We start from the raw sequence: 18,258 nt of genomic DNA on the forward strand, positions 1-18,258 counted from the left end.
GTATGAACGTTATACATTTAAAATATCCACATCAATTGAACGGAGAGCAGCATGCTGAAGCATATTCTTTAGCGGTTGGTTTTTTTGATGGTGTGCATAAAGGACATCAGGCAGTTATTCAAAAAGCAAAAGAGAAAGCACAGCAACTTGGTATTAAATCGGCGCTTATGACATTTGATCCACATCCGTCAATTGTACTTGGTGGACGCAATGAGAAAGTGTTCTACATTACACCGCTAGCTCAAAAGTTAGATACATTAACAACTTTAGGGGTAGATACTGTATTTGTCGTGAACTTTACATCGGATTTTGCTAAGTTGACGCCCGAACAGTTTGTTCAACATTTTATAATAGATTTGAATATTCAGCATGTGACGGCGGGCTTTGATTTTTCTTTTGGTGCATTTGGCAAAGGGAATATGCAAATGATGGAGCAACTGAGTCAAGGCAAGTTTGGTGTCACGATGGTCGAAAAGCAAGAGGATGTTGAAGATAAAATCAGTTCAACGCGCATTCGCAAATCTTTGCAGGATGGTGACATGGAGCAAGTTCGTGCCTTATTAGGTCGCGCTTTTGAAGTTCCAGGAATTGTTGTACATGGTGATAAAAGAGGGCGTACAATGGGCTTCCCAACAGCTAATGTACAAGCAATGGAAGGCTGCTACATACCGGCAACAGGTGTTTATGCTGTCAAAATATTAGTACAAAACGAGTGGTATAATGGCGTCTGTAATGTTGGATATAAGCCAACATTTAATAACCCAGATGAAAAGCGTTTATCAATCGAAGTGCATATTTTAAATTTTGATAAAAATATTTATGGTGAAGAAGTTGTTGTTGGCTGGTACAATCGTATTCGCAGTGAGCGCAAGTTTAATGGAATCGAAGCTCTTATCGAACAAATCGAACTAGATAAAGGGCAAGCAATCCAATATTTTGAACAACTATCATAATAGTTGATTTGTACAACTTATATATGGTATTATCCATAAGTACGAATTGCTCGTACGAACCTTAGCTCGGCTATCCGCAACTCCAGCGATTGCTGTGCTAGTGGGGATACAATAAAATTTAGGAGGTCATTTCAAATGGCAATTACACAATTACGTAAAAACGAAATTATCGCTGAGTACCGTACTCACGAAAGCGACACAGGTTCTCCAGAAGTACAAATCGCTGTATTAACTGCAGAAATCAACGCGTTAAACACTCACTTATCAACTCACAAAAAGGATTTCCACTCTCAACGTGGTCTTCTTAAAATGGTAGGTCGTCGTCGTCACTTATTAAAATTCTTACGTGAAAAAGACGTTCAACGTTACCGTGAATTAATCACTAAACTTGGATTACGTCGTTAATCTGACAATAAAAAAGCGGGATTTTTCCCGCTTTTTATTGTGTTTATCTACATTTTAAACGCAAAATCGTAATCATTTATATTTTATAATGCTCCTAAATATAATTATTGAATAATTTTAATGAAAAAATTTAGCATAGAAATAGCTTTTTTGATACACTAACTAATAGTACATAAAAAGATACGTCAAGTGTTTCAAATAAGAAAGGGGTTCATTTAATGAACGAAAAAAAGGTCTTTTCGTATGAATGGGCTGGCCGTCCATTAGTAATAGAAGTAGGACAGTTAGCAAAACAAGCAAATGGTGCAGCACTTGTGCGCTATGGCGAAACAGCGGTATTATCAACAGCAACAATGTCAAAATCTCCAAAAGCATTAGATTTTTTCCCATTAACAGTCAACTATGAAGAAAAACTATACGCAGCGGGTAAAATTCCAGGAGGCTTCATTAAACGTGAAGGACGTCCATCAGAGTCAGCTATTTTAGCGTCTCGTTTAATCGACCGTCCAATTCGTCCGATGTTCCCGGAAGGCTTCCGTAACGAAGTACAAGTCATTTCAATGGTTATGTCAAATGACCAAAACAACCCTTCAGATGTAGCAGCTATGTTTGGTTCTTCATTAGCATTAGCTGTTTCAAATATTCCTTTTGACGGACCAATTGCGGGCGTACATGTTGGATACATTGATGGCGAATTTGTAATCAATCCAACAACAGAGCAAGCTGCAAAATCAACAATTCAATTAACAGTAGCAGGTAATAAAGACGGCATCAACATGGTTGAAGCGGGTGCATTAGAAGTTACAGAAGAAATCATGCTTGAAGCAATTATGTTTGGTCATGACGAAATCAAGAACTTAATCGCTTTCCAAGAAGAAATTGTAGCAGCAGTTGGAAAGGAAAAAGTAGAAGTAGTACTTTACGAATTAGATGCGCAATTAACAGCGGATATTAAAGCTGCTTGTGAATCAGAAATGAACACTGCGATTCAAACAGTTGAAAAGCATGCACGCGAAGAAGCAATCAATGTTGTAAAAGAACGCATCATTACTTCTTATGTAGAGCAAGAAGTAACGGATGAGACGATGAAGCAAGTAAAAGGCATTTTAGATCAAATGGTCAAAGATGAAGTTCGTCGTTTAATTACGGAAGATAAAGTACGTCCAGATGGTCGTAAATTAGATGAAATCCGTGCCCTTTCTTCTGAAGTAGGTCTATTAGATCGTACGCATGGTTCAGCATTATTCACTCGTGGTCAAACACAAGCGCTATCAATTTGTACATTAGGTGCTTTAGGTGATGTACAAATTATTGATGGTATTGGTGCAGAAGAATCGAAACGTTGGATGCATCATTATAACTTCCCTCAATTCTCAGTAGGGGAAACAGGCCCAATTCGTGGTCCAGGTCGTCGTGAAATCGGTCACGGTGCATTAGGGGAGCGCGCATTACTAGCGGTTATTCCAGATGAAGAGGCATTCCCATATACAATTCGTTGCGTATCGGAAGTATTAGAATCAAATGGTTCAACTTCTCAAGCATCGATTTGTGCATCAACATTAGCAATGATGGATGCAGGTGTTCCTTTAAAAGCACCAGTAGCAGGTATTGCGATGGGTCTTATTAAAAAGGACGAGCATTACTCTATTTTAACGGACATTCAAGGGATGGAAGATCACCTTGGTGACATGGACTTTAAAGTTGCAGGTACAGCTAAAGGTGTAACAGCACTTCAAATGGACATTAAAATTGACGGTTTATCACGCAATATTTTAGAAGAAGCGTTAACACAAGCGAAAATCGGTCGTATGCATATTTTAGAATCAATGCTTGCGACATTAAACGAATCTCGCACAACACTTTCTAAATACGCACCGAAAATTACAGTGATTAAAATTAATCCTGATAAGATTCGTGACGTTATCGGACCAGGTGGTAAACAAATTAATAAAATTATCGATGAAACGGGCGTAAAAATTGATACAGAGCAAGATGGTACAATTTATATCGCCTCATCAGATGAGGCAATGATTAACCGTGCGCGTGAAATTATTGAATCAATCGTCCGTGAAGCAAAAGTTGGCGAGTACTACTTATCAACTGTTAAGCGTATCGAAAAATTCGGTGCATTCTGTGAAATCTTCCCAGGAAAAGACGGATTACTACACATTTCAGAAATTCAAGAAGAACGTACGAAAGCTGTAGAAGACGTATTAAAATTGGGCGATCAATTACTTGTGAAATGTATCGAAATTGACAATCAAGGACGAGTAAACTTATCTCGTAAAATTGTTGTTAAAGAAGAAAAAGAACGTGCAGAGCAAGCATAATTCATTATCAATTACGCCTCAGCGTAATTGCGTAATGAATGCATAATGAGCTTTAAAAATGCCATTTTGACGACAATCAAAATGGCATTTTTGCATATAAGTTCGCATATATACATTGCAAAAATAATAGTTCAATTATTGATAATTGATAGATAGGAGAATTACATGGTACAAGTACTTACATGTCAGAACGGTGTGCGCATTGTGGCGGAGCAAATGCCGCATGTGCGTTCGTTATCTGTTGGAATTTGGGTTAATGCGGGCTCACGCTATGAAACGATTGAGGAAAATGGCATTACGCATTTCATTGAACATATGCTATTTAAAGGAACGAAAAATCGAACAGCACGCCAAATTGCTGAACAATTTGACCGCATCGGTGGTGAAATCAATGCATTCACATCGAAAGAGCATACTTGTTATTATGCGAAAGTATTAGACCATCACGCGGAACTAGCAGTAGAAATTTTAGCAGATATGTTTTTCAATTCATTATTTACGGAAGAAGATATTGGGCGCGAACGTCAAGTAGTGCTTGAAGAAATTTATATGAGTGAGGATGACCCAGCGGATGATGTCCATGAGAAACTATGGGCCGTTATGTATCCAAATGATGCACTAGGACGCCCGATTTTAGGGACATCGGAAACGTTGGCAACATTTGATGAGGCGATGATTCGAAAGTATATGGCAAAGCATTACGGTCCAAAAAATGTTGTCATTTCAGTAGCTGGCAATATTAATGATGGTTTAATCGAAGCAATTGAACAATTATTTGGCACGTATTCCGCAAGTGCTGAATCAGAAGTCGCACAGCCTTCTTATCCGGCATTCACAGCGGGCGAAGTTGTCAAAACACGCGATACCGAGCAAGCACATATCGCGATTTCTTTCCCAGCAATTGGCGTGAAAGATCCACAAACGTATAGCTTTATCGCGTTAAATAATATTATTGGTGGTAATATGAGCTCACGCCTATTCCAAGATGTGCGTGAGGAGCGCGGGCTTGCGTATTCGGTATTCAGCTATCAATCATGCTATGAAGATGTTGGTGCCTATACGATTTACGCTTCCACTTCGAAGCAAAACTTAGACACATTGCAGCAGCAAATCGATCAAACGTTATTCGATGTCGTGGCAGGTGGGGTCACGGAAACCGAACTTGAAAATGCAAAAGAGCAATTAAAAGGAAGTTTCGTGCTAGGTTTAGAAGGTACAGATGAACATATGAATCGAAACGGTGTGAATGAACTGATTCACCAACATCATCGCACTGTTGATGATGTGCTTGCAAATATTGATGCAATCTCGATGGATACAATTGATGACTTAATTACAAAAGTTTTATTAAATGAACCAGCCATCGCGATTATTGGCCCAGAAAATGAATAAAAAATGAATCGGAGTTTTTCGTGAAACTCTGATTCGTTTTTTTTATAACTCGGCGTGATCAAACTTTGTGATGGCTGATTGGCAAAGCTTGTAGTAAATCCAAACGCTTACGATTGGTATGATCAAGCCGCCTAGTTTAATCGAGAAAAAGGCATTAAAAAATAAAATAAAAATGGCGTGCGGTGAAAATAATACAACTAATAAAAATACGAGATTCGATAAGTCAAAGCCAACCTTATTTGAAGTGGGATTGGAAAAATAATGTTTCAGCTGCATCCCCATATGGACGAGGCTAACAGCGAAAAGTCCTAAGAAAATATGAGGCATATATGGGTCCGTGTCCATACCATTACCTTGGTAAAAATGAAGAATCGTGAAAGGGATTCCAATTGCTCCTATAATAGTGAATGCAAATACATAAGCGCTTGTAATGAAAACTTTTGTTGTAATGGGCATTGTCCGTAAAATGCGCATAAAGTGATTTTCATGATAAAATGAAATACCGATTGATGCTATTTGAAGTAGGAAAATGAATGTAAATAAATCATACGTGGATTGCCCCCAAAAATAATTAATGAATCCAAAGGCTACGAGAACTAAAAACCCCATAAGAGCTAATACCTTCCGTGAAAAATAAAAGTGCAACTTCAACATCGTAATCATGCAATATCCCTCCTTGTAGCAAAATACCCTGTCATTAATATACTCAATATGAAACTTAAGACGGCCACACTAAAAAGCAGTGGAATCGAATCAGCAAGTTGTCCTAAATGAGGTGCATAAGTTGGAATGAATACTGGAATGAGAAAAGGAAATATCCCCATGACGAACTGCAAATTGATTAACTGTAAAATCATATAGAAAGCGAGTAAAGTAAGGCTTGCACAAATCAAAATAAGCCAATGTGTAACAGAAGGGAAAACGAGTTGTCCATCTAAAAAGGTGCTAAAAAATGCGCCAATGAACACCGAATACGTGCTATAACAAAGCGCAATTCCACTTAAAAATAAATAATCCGCTAACATAAAAGTTTTCTTTGGAACTGGAAATAACACGAACATTTTCTGGTGCTCCTTTTGAAAATCGAGAAAATAGATGCAAACAACGCTAAAGCTCATAAGTGTGATTAATAAAAGCATAGCTAGAGAATCACCTAGAAAAAATCCGATAGCCATAATAAAAGTTAGAAACAGGGGTGTGAGCACGACCCAATTCGCCAATCCATCAAAATAATAACGAAGTAAAAATGAAATCATTCATTTCGCCCCTTTACGTACAGCAACATAAGCTCATCAATCGTTGGCTTTTCTAATTCAATGACCTGGTTAACAAATTCTCGCTTCACTAAATATTTCACACCAAAAGTCGAGTCCAGTTTTCCGATAATCGCATGCTTTGGAAAGACAGTTGCTTGCTCGAGCGTCCCTTTCCATATGCCGTAACCGTATAATAAATCATCCTTATTTTCACTAAATAAAATTTCCCCTTTATGAATGAACGTAATGGTATCCGCAATTTTTTCTAAATCACTTGTAATATGCGAAGAAAATAAAATTGCATGTTCATCATTCTCCATAAATTTCAGTAGTAGCTCAAGCACTTCATCACGTACAATCGGATCAAGCCCGCTTGTTGGCTCATCTAATAATAGAAGCTTTGGACGGTAGGACAAGGCTAAAATAAGACCTAATTTCATCTTCATCCCGCGTGACATCGCCTTCACTTTATCATATTTAGGCACATCTAATTGATCGAGTAAAAGGTAAAAATAATCACGATCCCATGTCGCGTACACTTTCGAATAAATGTGATTGAGTTCCTTTACTGTTAGATTATCTGGCACGTGAAGTTCATCAAAAACAACACCTATTTGAGCTTTTAAAGCCGTCTCATGTAAAAGATGGTCCTTGCCGAAAATGAAAATGTCGCCCGCTTGTTTTTTGAGTAAATTTAAAATGAGCTTGATAGTCGTTGATTTCCCCGCGCCATTTTGTCCGATGAAGCCCGCAATGGTTCCGCACTCTACTGTAAAGGAAACATCATTTAATCGAAAACTTTTAAATTGTTTTGAAACATGTTTTACCTCAATTGCGTTCATCATCATTCCTCCAATAATAAGTTTAGTAAATCAAATAATTCTTCTGACTGGATATTTGCCATTTTTGCAATGGATACCGCTTTTGTAAAATGTCCTTCAATTTGCTTCACTAACTCTTCGCGCAAAAAATCTTGATTACGCTGTGAGACGAAGCTCCCTTTTCCCGCGACGGTTTCAATAAAGCCATCGCGCTCTAAATCGGCATAGGCCCGCTTAGTTGTCATGACGCTAATTTTTAATTCAGCTGCTAATGCCCGTATGGAAGGAAGTGCATCATCCGCAACGAGCACGCCAGATAAAATAGCTTGCTTCAGCTGTTCTGTAATTTGTTCATAAATAGGCTGGCTGCTTGCATTGCTCAATTTGATAAGCATAAATAGAAAACACCTCATTTAAATAACTGTATATATACAGTGTATACAGTAGGGGTTAGAAATGTCTACTGCAAATTTTAAAGGTAAGAAAGCACAATCAAAACTTTCAATGCATATAGTAATCATAAGCTCATTGAAGAGGAGGATGAGGATGCTATTATCTGAGCTTGCTGAAAAGGAATTAATCGAGATGGAAAAGGGGATTCGCTATGGTTTTTTAGCGGAGACAGAATGTATTTTTGATCCAAAAACGGGTAAAATTTTTGGATTTGAAATGCCTGCCCAAATGGTGAAAATGCCATTTCAAAAAAAGAAAACACCAGCGATTAAATATATTCCTTGGGAAGAGATTTTGTTAATAGGCGAGGATCGTATTTTATTTCAAAAAACTACTTCATCGATTAATCATCCGACCGAATGACAGAGCGTTGGCTTATTGTAGGGACGGATGAACGGATGAAGTTGCTTGCGAAAGAATTAACGGATCATCAACGCACGGTATATTACAAAAGCACAAACAAGTGGGATGACGCTTTAAATAAGGCGGCACTTGAATTTCATCCAACGATACTTGTGCTACCAATCCAGCCATTGAAAATTGAGGTTCCTGAACTATTTGGTATCAATCAAGTCCTCGTATTTGCGGGTCGTTTAGATGACCATTGGACCAAACATTTAAGAAATACAAAACCGATTTTTTATTTGCAAAATGAAGCGTTTATTTGGAAAAATGCAGCACTTACTGCGGAAGGTTTTTTAGCTCACCTTTATCAGCAGCGGATAAGTGTTCAACGAAAAAAGATTGTGATTACAGGTTTTGGGCGAGTGGCAAAATTACTCGCATTATTTTTAAGTCGCATGCATGCCGATATTCATATAGCTGTTCGCTCGGAAACACAATGTGCCGAGGCAATTGCGTATGGCTATACAGGGGTTTATTTAGATGAGAAAAATCAATGTTCAGCCGATATGATCATTAATACAATTCCAGATGCTTGGTTGACAAAAGAGTATACAAAATTCATCGAATGTCCGATTTATGACATAGCATCTGCACCAGGATGCTTGAAAGAACTCACTTTATCGCAATATGAGTTGTTGCCAGCATTACCTGGGAAATACTTTCCGCAAGCAGCAGCTAAAATCATGTATGAAACGATGCTCGATCTTATTGGGAGGGAAAACAATGCTTGAAGGAAAGCGAATAGGACTTGGAATAACGGCTTCACATTGTACGTATGAAGAGGTTGTCCCTAAAATTCAGCAGTTTCGTGATGTAGGGGCAACTGTCGTACCGATCATTACACCATCTGTATTACATGCGGCAACTCGCTTTGGTACAGGAGCAGAGTGGATCGAAAAAATTGAGGCTTTGGCAGGAGAAAAAGTAGTAAGTTCCATTGTAGAAGCAGAGCCATTTGGACCGAGAAATCCGCTCGACTGTATGGTAATTGCACCGATGACAGGAAATTCAATTAGTAAATTTGCCAATGCTGCGACGGATAGTGCTGTTTTGATGGCTGCAAAGGCGACATTACGAAATGGTTCACCTGTTGTTTTGGGAATTTCAACGAATGATGCCTTAGGGCTAAATGGCATAAATATAATGAAATTAATGAATGCGAAGAACATTTATTTTATTCCGTTTGGGCAGGATGATCCGGTTCTAAAACCGACGTCGCTTATAGCAGATTTCACAAAAATGCTCGAAACTGTGGAATATTCTCTCACTCATAAAAAACAAGTTCAACCAATAATTATACAATTTTTTAAATAATCCAATAAACTTACACAATTCAAATTATTTATGTTACAATATCCAACATTATGTATCTAGTTTATTTTAGGAGAGATGAGAAATGACAAAGCAATTGATAGTTGCAGTAGTGGGAGCAACAGGAGCAGTTGGTTCAAAATTAATGGAAAAACTTATTGAGCGTAAGTTTCCGATTAAACATATAAAGTTTTTAGCTTCAGCACGTTCGGCTGGTAAGGCAATCGAATTTAACGGTCAAACGTATACAATCGAAGAAGCGACACCAGAAAGCTTTGAAGGCGTCAATATTGCCTTATTCTCAGCAGGTGGTTCCGTTTCAGAAAAACTTGCACCAGAAGCAGCAAAACGAGGCGCAATTGTTATCGACAATACGAGTCATTTCCGCATGGATCCAGAAGTGCCGCTAGTCGTGCCAGAAGTGAATCGCCACGTCCTAAAAAATATTCCAAAAGGGATTATTGCTAATCCGAACTGTTCAACAATTCAAATGGTAGCAGCACTTCAGCCGATCCGTGAAAAATTTGGTTTAACAAAAGTGGTCGTTTCAACTTATCAAGCAGTATCAGGCTCTGGAGTTGCAGCAATTGATGAGTTACGTGAACAAAGTACGCAGTGGGAAGCTGGTAAAAATGTGGAGGCAAATGTTCTGCCTGTTAAATCAGATGCAAAACATTATCCGATCGCACGTAATGTCATTCCACAAATTGACAAGTTCACGAACAACGGATTTACATATGAAGAAATGAAAATGATTAATGAAACAAAAAAAATTATGGAAGCACCAGAATTGAGTGTTGCAGCAACTTGTGTGCGCGTTCCTGTCGTATCTGGTCACTCAGAATCAGTTTATATCGAGTTAGAACAGGAAGCGACTGTGCAAGATATTTTTGCGACATTACAAGATGCACCAGGCATTGTTTTACAAGATGATATTACACAGCAAGTTTATCCGATGCCCCTTTTTGCTGAAAATGAAGAACCAATTTTTGTAGGTCGTATTCGTCAAGATTTAGATAATAAAAAGGGATTCCATCTATGGATTGTTGCAGACAATTTATTAAAGGGTGCGGCATTGAATTCGATTCAAATCGCTGAAGCAATGTTAGAGGATAACTTACTATAAAAGGAGTGTATTTACATGGACTTTGGTCGTATTGGAACAGCTATGATTACGCCATTTACGAAAGATGGCGCGATTAACTATCAAGAGCTAGAACGTATTATAGATTTTTTAATAGAAAACGGAACAGATACTATTGTTGCTTGTGGTACAACTTCTGAAAATCCAACGATGTCTACAGAAGAAAAGATTGAAGTTGTTCGTTTTACAGTAGAAAAAGTGGCTGGGCGTGTGCCAGTAATCGCAGGTACAGGAGATAATGAGACGGCCTATTCAATCGCTATGACGCATAAAGCGGAGGAAAATGGTGCAAATGGGATTATGCTCGTAACACCGTACTACAATAAACCAAATCAACGTGGCATGTATGCTCACTTTGAGACAATCGCCAAAGAAACGGCGCTCCCGATTATGCTTTATAATGTTCCAGGACGTACGGGTGCCAATATTTTAGCGGAAACAACGATTGCCTTGAGCAAGGATGTTGAAAATATTGTTTGCATTAAAGAAGCAAGCGGTAATTTAGATCAAATGGGCGATATTATTGAAAATGTCGATTCAGATTTCTACGTGTACTCAGGAGATGATGGTTTAACATTACCACTACTTGCAATTGGTGGTCGTGGGATTATTTCAGTCGCTTCGCATGTTGTAGGAAATGATATGCAGCAAATGATTCGTGCGTTTGAAGAAGGGCGACATGAGGAAGCAGGACAAATTCACCGCGCATTATTGCCTTTAGTGCGTGCGCTATTTGCTCAGCCGAATCCGTCACCAATCAAGTATGCAATGACAAAGCTTGGATTTGATACATTAGATGTGCGTCTCCCGATGATGGAAATGTTACCGGAAGAAAAAGTGGCATTCGATCAAGTATGGGATACGTATCAAGAAAAAGCGAAGAAATTCCGCGCTTTACAAGAAGAAAAATAATCTAAAAAACAAAAAGTGGCGTTTTGACAATATGTCGAAATGTCACTTTTTTTATCAGGTTTATAGGATTAAGCGCCTCACAAAGACTATCCTAATATAATATTTGAAAGTATCAAACGGGAAAAATAGGTTGGAAAGGAATGACGAATTTACATTCAAATAGAAATTCCCTTTTTTTTATTTGTACTCTTATCATTCTCACCGTATAATGAAAATTAAGTGGTTGCTGTTCGGAACAATTTAGGAGGAAAAAGAAGTGACAAAAAATAAAAATGAACTAATCCGTGTCATTCCGTTAGGCGGAGTTGGCGAAATCGGAAAATCAATGTATGTAATCGAAATCGACGAAGAGCTTTTCGTAGTAGACAGTGGGCTCATGTTCCCAGAGGACGAAATGCTCGGAATTGATATTGTCATTCCAGATATTACGTACTTAGAAGAAAATAAAGATCGTGTAAAAGGAATTTTCTTAACACATGGACATGAAGATGCAATTGGCTCGATTGCCTATGTATTGAAAAAAGTAAAAGCACCAGTATACGGTTCAAAATTAACAATCGCATTAGCGAAAGAACATTTAAAAGAATTACCAGTACCGTATCAAGTAAAGTTCTTTGAAGTAACAAGCAATAGCCGTATGAACTTCGTTACGACACATGTGACGTTCTTCCATACGACACATAGTATCCCTGATTCATTAGGAATTGTATTCCATACGTCTGAAGGGGCGATTGTTCATACGGGAGAATTTAAATTTGACCAATCTGCAACAGGTAAATTTAAACCAAATTTAGCGAAAATGGCGATGCTTGGTGAAGAAGGCGTATTAATGCTACTTTCTGAATCGATGGAGGCAGAACGTCCAGGACATACTACGAGTGAATCAGTCATTGCAGAGGAACTTCAAAAAACATTCCTTTCTGCGCCGGGTCGTATTATCGTTGCGCTATATGCATCAAACTTTATCCGTATTCAACAAGTATTCAGTCAAGCTGCTAAATCTTATCGTAAAGTGGCAGTTGTCGGAAAATCTTTAGAAAAAATCGTTGATATCGGTGTAAACCTTGGCTATTTAGAGGTAGACGAGGATCTAGTAATCCCTGTTAACGAAATTCATAAATATCAAGATGATGAAATTATTGTTATGGCAACAGGTAACAAAGGTGAACCACTTGATGTACTTGATAAAATTGTGCGTAAACACCACCGAGATGTCAAAATTAGAAATACCGATACAGTATTAATTACATTTACACCGTCTCCAAGCATGGAAGTGCAAATGTTTAATACGATGAACCAACTCGCTAAAGCTGGTGCAACTGTATTGACTTCAAACAAGAAAGTGCATGTTTCAGGTCATGGTAGTGCGGAAGATTTAAAATTAATGTTAAACTTTATGAAACCAAAGTATTTTGTGCCAATTCAAGGTGAGTACCGCATGTTAATTGCTCACTCTAAGCTTGCGCAAGAAGTTGGCTTACAAAAATCACAAATTTTCATCGCAGATAAAGGCGATATTGTCGAGTATAAAAACGGTAAAGTGCGTATGACAGGACGTGTACAAGCTGGTAACGTCTTAATCGATGGAATCGGTATAGGTGACGTTGGGAATATTGTATTACGAGACCGAAAATTATTATCTCAAGATGGTATTTTCATCGTAGTCGTAACATTAAACCGCGCACAAAAGAAAATTGCATCGGGTCCAGAAATTTTATCACGTGGTTTCGTTTATGTTCGTGAATCAGAGCAATTGATGGAAGAAGCAGCAGATATCGCGCGTGAAGTAATTGAAAAATATGTTGGTAAAGAAACGTTCGAATGGACAAACATTAAACAAGAAATTCGTGATTCTTTAAACCAATATTTATTCCAAAAAACGAAGCGTCGTCCAATGATTATTCCAATTATTATGGAATATTAACTTGATTTGGCCGAATCAAGTTAAGCCCCGGCGTAATTGATTAATAACGTCTATCAGCAGTTGTCTATAGACGCTGAAAGACGCAATTATGCCAATGTATAATTGATAATAAAAGGGTTTTCTTGCCGAAGGGTGTAGGAAATCCTTTTTTTCTCTCATTGAAATAAAGTAGGTGAATAACCCGTTGAAACGTAAAACGAAAAATATAAAAGCAAAGTCGAAACCAACAACAAAGGCAACGAATCAAGACAAAGAGCTACATCCGCTTGCCTATGAAATCATTGGTTTATTATTAATTGCTTTTGCTGTCATTGAATTTTTTGAATTTGGCATTATTGGAAGGTGGACATTTTCCATTGCTATTTTCCTTTTTGGGAACTTGCATTTTATTGTACCAGTGTTGTGTTTTTTAATAGCGGGCATGCTAATGGTACGTAGAAGAGGAGTTGCTTTTAATAATCGCATTGTTTATGGTGTTTTATTTGTCGGGGCAAGCTTAACCATTTTCAGTCATAGCCTATTATTTGAACAACTTTATACAGCAAATGCGTTAATTTCAAATTCAATATTAAAGGAAACATGGCGTATTTTAATTAGCACAGAAGGCATCGTCAATCGAAGTAATGCATTAGGCGGTGGGATGATTGGTGGACTTCTATTTAGCGTGTTACACGTATTGTTTGATGCAGCTGGGGCGAAAATAGCAGCAACAGTCATTATGGCAATCGGTATTATCCTAATTACGGGAAAGGCTTTTGTCCCTTTATTAATAGAAAAGGCACCTAAACTAAAGGGAGTGTTAAGGAGAACGAATCGAAACCCAGACCCAAGCTCAAACCCAAGTCCAAGGGCCGCACGAGGAAACCGTTCGCGGCGTAGACAAGAGGAGCCAAGCTATGCGGAGGAAGCGGCAGATGAAGAACAGGTTGTTATTTTGAACACACCAATACAAGAAGAGCCGGTTATTTCAAACTTTGTGGAAAACATAAGAAATGAACAAATGAGAGAACCAGTCGTTGAAGAAGAAGGAGTATCACTTGAAGAAGTGAATCATGTGCCAAACACTGCTTCAGAGCAGTCCTATATTTTACCGCCAATCACATTATTAAACCCGCCACCAGAACAGGATCAAAGTGGTGAATATTCGATTATTCAACAAAATGCAAAAAAATTAGAGCAAACATTTTCTAGTTTTGGAGTAAAGGCAAAAGTAACGCAAGTACATTTAGGTCCTGCGGTGACAAAATACGAGGTCATGCCAGATACGGGTGTGAAAGTAAGTAAAATTGTTGGGCTACAAGATGATTTAGCCCTTGCATTAGCAGCGAAGGATATTCGAATCGAGGCACCGATTCCAGGGAAATCCGCTGTTGGGATAGAAGTGCCCAATAGTGAAGTATCGATGGTGACTTTGCGAGAAGTGATTGAGGCCAAGGAACAGTACAAACCTGATTCAAAATTAATGGTGAGCTTAGGACGAGATGTCACAGGACAAGCGATTACAGCGGAGTTAAATAAAATGCCGCATCTACTCGTTGCAGGTTCAACCGGTAGTGGGAAAAGTGTTTGTATTAACGGCATCATCGTGTCGATTATTATGCGAGCAACACCTTCCGAAGTTCGCATGATGATGATTGATCCGAAAATGGTGGAATTAAGTGTTTATAATGGTATACCTCATTTATTGGCACCTGTCGTAACGGATGCACGAAAAGCGGCACAAGCGTTACAGAAAGTCGTTTCAGAAATGGAACGACGCTATGATTTATTTTCCATGTCGGGCACAAGGAATATAGAGGGCTATAATGAGCATATTAATCAATATAATGAACAAGCAATAGAACACCAACCAAAATTGCCATACATTGTTGTCATTGTTGATGAGTTGGCAGATTTGATGATGGTTGCGTCAAATGAGGTAGAGGATGCGATTACACGTCTTGCTCAAATGGCACGTGCAGCGGGCATCCATTTAATTATTGCGACACAACGTCCTTCTGTCGATGTCATTACAGGTATTATTAAAGCAAATATTCCATCACGTATTGCTTTTGCTGTTTCTTCGGCAGTCGATTCGCGTACGATTTTGGACATGGGCGGTGCAGAGCGCTTACTTGGGCGAGGGGATATGCTTTATTTACCAGCAGGTGCATCGAAACCTACGCGTGTTCAAGGGGCCTTTGTAAGCGATAAGGAAGTAGGACATGTTATCGATAGTGTGATCCAACAGCAAAAGGCACAATATGAAGAGGCGATGATTCCAACCGATGAACCGATTCGCAACGAACTAGATGAAACGGACGAGTTATATGATGATGCGGTAAGACTTATTTATGAAATGCAAACCGCCTCTGTCTCAATGTTGCAACGAAAATTCCGCATCGGCTATTCACGTGCAGCGAGAATAATTGATCAAATGGAACAACGGGGAATTGTTGGACCACCAGAAGGTAGTAAACCAAGACAAGTATTAGGAAATCGCCTGTAGAAGTCCGTTAATTCACAAGTTTCTCAACTTTCAAATTGTTAATTTTTCCGTACAAATAGCAATTAAAATGACTAAAAATGAATTATTGTATGTCACATTACTATAAATATGTTTTCTTTTATCGATGAAAATGTTATATTAATCACGAATTAGTAGGAATGTTGTACATCAGATGTCTGATCTCTATATTATGGTGGTGATACAAAATGACAATTAAGGCGGATCATCGTCATTTGTATTTACAAGTGATTGACCGATTAAAGTCAGATATCGATAAAGAAATTTATCGAGAGAATGAAAAACTGCCATCTGAATTTGAACTTTCAAAAACACTTGGTGTGAGTCGTGCAACGCTTCGTGAAGCACTTCGACTATTGGAAGAAGAAAACATTATTGTAAGACGCCACGGTGTAGGAACATTTGTAAATCCGAAGCCCCTTTTCACTTCAGGCATTGAACATTTATCGAGTATTTCTTCGATGATTGAAAATGCAGGGATGGTTCCAGGTACGATTTTTATGAGTGCGCAGGAAGAAAAGGCGACCGAGGAAGATTCCGAACGATTCCAAGCAGACATTGATGACAATGTAGTCACGATTGAACGTGTTAGAACAGCAGATGGCGAGCCAGTTGTATATTGTGTTGATCGTGTTCCTGCGAGCTTATTGCCGGCAGAGTTTATTAGTAACCAAAACGTTTCAATTTTTTCGGCATTAGAACAAACTGGGAACATCCGTGTTGCATACGCAGTCACATATATTGATCCAGTTGGTTTCCACGATGTAGTCTCACCTATTTTAAAATGTGGGCCAGAATCGGCGTTGCTTATTTTGAAACAACTTCATTACGACGAGAATGATCGCGTCGTACTTTATTCAAAAAATTATTTTAGAGCTGACAAATTCAGTTTCCATGTAGTACGTAAACGGGTGTAGAACAAGTGATTCAACTATTTAATTCCTGCTAATTACAAAACCCTTTGAGGAGGACTCATTCATGAAAAAGCGTAAATTAGGTTTATTAATCACATCAGTAGTAGCAACAGGTGCTATTTTAGCAGCATGCGGTAGCGACAAAGAAAAAGATACTTCAAACAACAATGCAGATTCTGATTCAAAATCAGAAACAACTGGTGATGAATTTAAAGTTGCAATGGTAACTGACGTTGGTGGCGTAGATGATAAATCATTCAACCAGTCAGCTTGGGAAGGAATTAAAGATTTCGGAGCTAGCAACAATTTAACTGAAAAACAAGGTTATGATTACTTACAATCAGAATCAGATGCTGACTACAACTCAAACTTAAACAAATTATTACGCCGTGATTTCGATTTAGTATTCGGTGTTGGTTTCTTAATGGGTGATGCAATTGAAGAAATCGCAAATGAAAATCCAAATGCTCAGTTAGCATTAATTGATGCTGAAGTAGACGCGCCAAACGTAGTAAACCTTTTATTCAAAGAGCAAGAAGGTGCGTTCTTAGCGGGTGTTGCAGCTGCTAAAATGTCTAAATCAGGTAAATTAGGGTTCGTAGGTGGGAATAGTATCCCAGTAATTAACCGTTTCGAAGCAGGGTTCTTTGAAGGTGCAAGAGCAGTAAATCCTGATATCGAAATTAAAAGTATCTATACAGAGAAATTCGATGATGCTGGTTTAGGTAAAAGTACTGCAAATGGTATGTACTCTTCAGGTGTAGATATTATTTTCCACGCAGCTGGTCAAACGGGTAACGGTGTATTCTCTGAAGCAAAAGAGCGTAAAGCAAAAGATCCGAATGCAAATGTATGGGTAATCGGCGTAGATGCTGACCAATACGAAGAAGGTCGAGTGGATGACAAAACGAACATTACATTAACTTCAATGTTAAAAGGTGTTCACAAAGCAGTAGTGGAAGTTTCTAACGATGCAAAAGATGGAAAATTCCCTGGTGGACAAACACTTGTATACGGTTTAGCTGAAGACGGTGTTGGCTTAGCTGACTCTCGTGGTGCTATTCCACAAGATGTATTAGATGTAGTAGAAGAATATAAACAAAAAATCGCTTCTGGTGAAATTAAGGTTTCTGAATCACTTAAATAATTTATCTTGATTCAGCAGAATCAAGTTAAGCCCCGGCGGATGTCACAGATTTTTAAGGGAAGTTTTTCGAGCGAGCTCGAAAAAATCTGGACGCAATTACGCAGGGGCGTAATTGATTTAGGTACGATTATCATCATAGGGGAAAATATCTCCTATGATGATTTTGTGGTTTTTTGTAATTTTCAATCCGTTGCATGGTCACATCAATATGTTTGAAGATGTAAGCGTTCTTTTTAAAGGTAGGAAAGTACAGGTGTTCGGTGAAAGTTCTAAAGAAGAAGGTTATTTTTAATGTTTAGCGAAAGTTATAATAATGAAAAGTTGATAGATGAAAGATTTTTCTTTATTCGAGTGAGGATAGAAAAGCTGTCATGTGTTAATTTAA

General features: G+C 38.3%; 17 protein-coding genes. 13 read left to right on the forward strand and 4 right to left on the reverse strand.

The features are described from left to right. Positions 1 to 2: 2 nt before the first annotated feature. The 4 genes from ribF (at position 3) to MHI10_RS05030 (ending at position 5,080) form a co-directional block, all read left to right on the forward strand. Complete coding sequence (ribF, locus tag MHI10_RS05015; RefSeq protein ID WP_340783527.1) at positions 3 to 953, forward strand: riboflavin biosynthesis protein RibF; 951 nt, start codon at positions 3 to 5, stop codon at positions 951 to 953. Positions 954 to 1,088: 135 nt separating this feature from the next. Further along, positions 1,089 to 1,358: a 30S ribosomal protein S15 gene (gene rpsO, locus MHI10_RS05020; RefSeq protein WP_340783531.1), complete on the forward strand. Its 270-nt coding sequence runs from the start codon at positions 1,089 to 1,091 to the stop codon at positions 1,356 to 1,358. Between the two features lie 218 nt (positions 1,359 to 1,576). Beyond that, positions 1,577 to 3,688, forward strand: a complete 2,112-nt coding sequence (gene pnp / locus MHI10_RS05025) for a polyribonucleotide nucleotidyltransferase (RefSeq protein ID WP_340783533.1) — start codon at positions 1,577 to 1,579, stop codon at positions 3,686 to 3,688. A gap of 165 nt (positions 3,689 to 3,853) precedes the next feature. After that, positions 3,854 to 5,080 carry a M16 family metallopeptidase gene (locus MHI10_RS05030; RefSeq protein ID WP_340783534.1) on the forward strand — a complete coding sequence of 409 codons (1,227 nt, stop codon included), beginning with the start codon at positions 3,854 to 3,856 and terminating at the stop codon, positions 5,078 to 5,080. A 42-nt stretch (positions 5,081 to 5,122) separates the two neighbouring features. Here MHI10_RS05030 and MHI10_RS05035 read toward each other — a convergent pair whose 3' ends face one another. The 4 genes from MHI10_RS05035 to MHI10_RS05050 all read right to left on the reverse strand — a co-directional run bounded on the left by MHI10_RS05035 (position 5,123) and on the right by MHI10_RS05050 (position 7,552). Further along, the gene (locus MHI10_RS05035) at positions 5,123 to 5,743 is read right to left on the reverse strand and encodes a hypothetical protein (RefSeq protein ID WP_340783536.1); all 621 of its coding nucleotides are present in this window, start codon (positions 5,741 to 5,743) and stop codon (positions 5,123 to 5,125) included. Then, entirely contained in the window at positions 5,740 to 6,141 is a 402-nt protein-coding gene (locus tag MHI10_RS05040) for a hypothetical protein (RefSeq protein WP_340783538.1), read from the reverse strand. The genes MHI10_RS05035 and MHI10_RS05040 overlap by 4 nt, the downstream gene beginning before the upstream one ends. A gap of 191 nt (positions 6,142 to 6,332) precedes the next feature. Further along, complete coding sequence (locus MHI10_RS05045; RefSeq protein WP_340783539.1) at positions 6,333 to 7,178, reverse strand: ABC transporter ATP-binding protein; 846 nt, start codon at positions 7,176 to 7,178, stop codon at positions 6,333 to 6,335. A gap of 2 nt (positions 7,179 to 7,180) precedes the next feature. Further along, positions 7,181 to 7,552 carry a GntR family transcriptional regulator gene (locus MHI10_RS05050; protein ID WP_340783540.1) on the reverse strand — a complete coding sequence of 124 codons (372 nt, stop codon included), beginning with the start codon at positions 7,550 to 7,552 and terminating at the stop codon, positions 7,181 to 7,183. A gap of 151 nt (positions 7,553 to 7,703) precedes the next feature. On the opposite strand from MHI10_RS05050, the gene MHI10_RS05055 reads away from it, so the two are divergent. From MHI10_RS05055 to MHI10_RS05095, 9 genes are all read left to right on the forward strand, one after another. After that, on the forward strand, positions 7,704 to 7,973 hold the full coding sequence (locus MHI10_RS05055) for a YlmC/YmxH family sporulation protein (protein ID WP_340783542.1): 270 nt from the start codon (positions 7,704 to 7,706) through the stop codon (positions 7,971 to 7,973). Then, positions 7,970 to 8,746 (forward strand): dipicolinate synthase subunit A, encoded by a 777-nt coding sequence (locus MHI10_RS05060; RefSeq protein ID WP_340783544.1) that lies wholly within the window; start codon positions 7,970 to 7,972, stop codon positions 8,744 to 8,746. Before MHI10_RS05055 ends, MHI10_RS05060 begins: the two co-directional genes overlap by 4 nt. Further along, the gene (locus MHI10_RS05065) at positions 8,739 to 9,329 is read left to right on the forward strand and encodes a dipicolinate synthase subunit B (RefSeq protein ID WP_340783545.1); all 591 of its coding nucleotides are present in this window, start codon (positions 8,739 to 8,741) and stop codon (positions 9,327 to 9,329) included. The genes MHI10_RS05060 and MHI10_RS05065 overlap by 8 nt, the downstream gene beginning before the upstream one ends. Before the next feature lie 82 nt (positions 9,330 to 9,411). Further along, positions 9,412 to 10,452 (forward strand): aspartate-semialdehyde dehydrogenase, encoded by a 1,041-nt coding sequence (locus MHI10_RS05070; protein WP_340783546.1) that lies wholly within the window; start codon positions 9,412 to 9,414, stop codon positions 10,450 to 10,452. A gap of 15 nt (positions 10,453 to 10,467) precedes the next feature. Beyond that, positions 10,468 to 11,382: a 4-hydroxy-tetrahydrodipicolinate synthase gene (gene dapA / locus MHI10_RS05075; RefSeq protein WP_340783547.1), complete on the forward strand. Its 915-nt coding sequence runs from the start codon at positions 10,468 to 10,470 to the stop codon at positions 11,380 to 11,382. Between the two features lie 256 nt (positions 11,383 to 11,638). Next, positions 11,639 to 13,306, forward strand: coding sequence for a ribonuclease J (locus MHI10_RS05080; protein WP_340783548.1), 1,668 nt, complete (start codon positions 11,639 to 11,641; stop codon positions 13,304 to 13,306). A 184-nt stretch (positions 13,307 to 13,490) separates the two neighbouring features. Beyond that, positions 13,491 to 15,794, forward strand: coding sequence for an FtsK/SpoIIIE family DNA translocase (locus MHI10_RS05085; protein WP_340783550.1), 2,304 nt, complete (start codon positions 13,491 to 13,493; stop codon positions 15,792 to 15,794). Positions 15,795 to 16,000: 206 nt separating this feature from the next. Then, positions 16,001 to 16,729, forward strand: coding sequence for a GntR family transcriptional regulator (locus tag MHI10_RS05090; protein ID WP_340783552.1), 729 nt, complete (start codon positions 16,001 to 16,003; stop codon positions 16,727 to 16,729). 61 nt (positions 16,730 to 16,790) lie between these two features. Then, positions 16,791 to 17,873, forward strand: a complete 1,083-nt coding sequence (locus MHI10_RS05095; protein WP_340783553.1) for a BMP family lipoprotein — start codon at positions 16,791 to 16,793, stop codon at positions 17,871 to 17,873. The last annotated feature ends 385 nt before the right edge of the window (positions 17,874 to 18,258 follow it).

Origin of the sequence: Solibacillus sp. FSL K6-1523 (genome assembly GCF_038005225.1) — a bacterium.
Taxonomy (GTDB): domain Bacteria; phylum Bacillota; class Bacilli; order Bacillales_A; family Planococcaceae; genus Solibacillus.

Bases quoted from the DNA above. Each gene is read 5' to 3' on its own strand.
- ribF (WP_340783527.1), top strand. From the start codon at position 3: ATGAACGTTATACATTTAAAATATCCACATCAATTGAACGGAGAGCAG.
- rpsO (WP_340783531.1), top strand. From the start codon at position 1,089: ATGGCAATTACACAATTACGTAAAAACGAAATTATCGCTGAGTACCGT.
- pnp (WP_340783533.1), top strand. From the start codon at position 1,577: ATGAACGAAAAAAAGGTCTTTTCGTATGAATGGGCTGGCCGTCCATTA.
- MHI10_RS05030 (WP_340783534.1), top strand. From the start codon at position 3,854: ATGGTACAAGTACTTACATGTCAGAACGGTGTGCGCATTGTGGCGGAG.
- MHI10_RS05035 (WP_340783536.1), bottom strand. From the start codon at position 5,743: ATGATTACGATGTTGAAGTTGCACTTTTATTTTTCACGGAAGGTATTA.
- MHI10_RS05040 (WP_340783538.1), bottom strand. From the start codon at position 6,141: ATGTTCGTGTTATTTCCAGTTCCAAAGAAAACTTTTATGTTAGCGGAT.
- MHI10_RS05045 (WP_340783539.1), bottom strand. From the start codon at position 7,178: ATGAACGCAATTGAGGTAAAACATGTTTCAAAACAATTTAAAAGTTTT.
- MHI10_RS05050 (WP_340783540.1), bottom strand. From the start codon at position 7,552: ATGCTTATCAAATTGAGCAATGCAAGCAGCCAGCCTATTTATGAACAA.
- MHI10_RS05055 (WP_340783542.1), top strand. From the start codon at position 7,704: ATGCTATTATCTGAGCTTGCTGAAAAGGAATTAATCGAGATGGAAAAG.
- MHI10_RS05060 (WP_340783544.1), top strand. From the start codon at position 7,970: ATGACAGAGCGTTGGCTTATTGTAGGGACGGATGAACGGATGAAGTTG.
- MHI10_RS05065 (WP_340783545.1), top strand. From the start codon at position 8,739: ATGCTTGAAGGAAAGCGAATAGGACTTGGAATAACGGCTTCACATTGT.
- MHI10_RS05070 (WP_340783546.1), top strand. From the start codon at position 9,412: ATGACAAAGCAATTGATAGTTGCAGTAGTGGGAGCAACAGGAGCAGTT.
- dapA (WP_340783547.1), top strand. From the start codon at position 10,468: ATGGACTTTGGTCGTATTGGAACAGCTATGATTACGCCATTTACGAAA.
- MHI10_RS05090 (WP_340783552.1), top strand. From the start codon at position 16,001: ATGACAATTAAGGCGGATCATCGTCATTTGTATTTACAAGTGATTGAC.
- MHI10_RS05095 (WP_340783553.1), top strand. From the start codon at position 16,791: ATGAAAAAGCGTAAATTAGGTTTATTAATCACATCAGTAGTAGCAACA.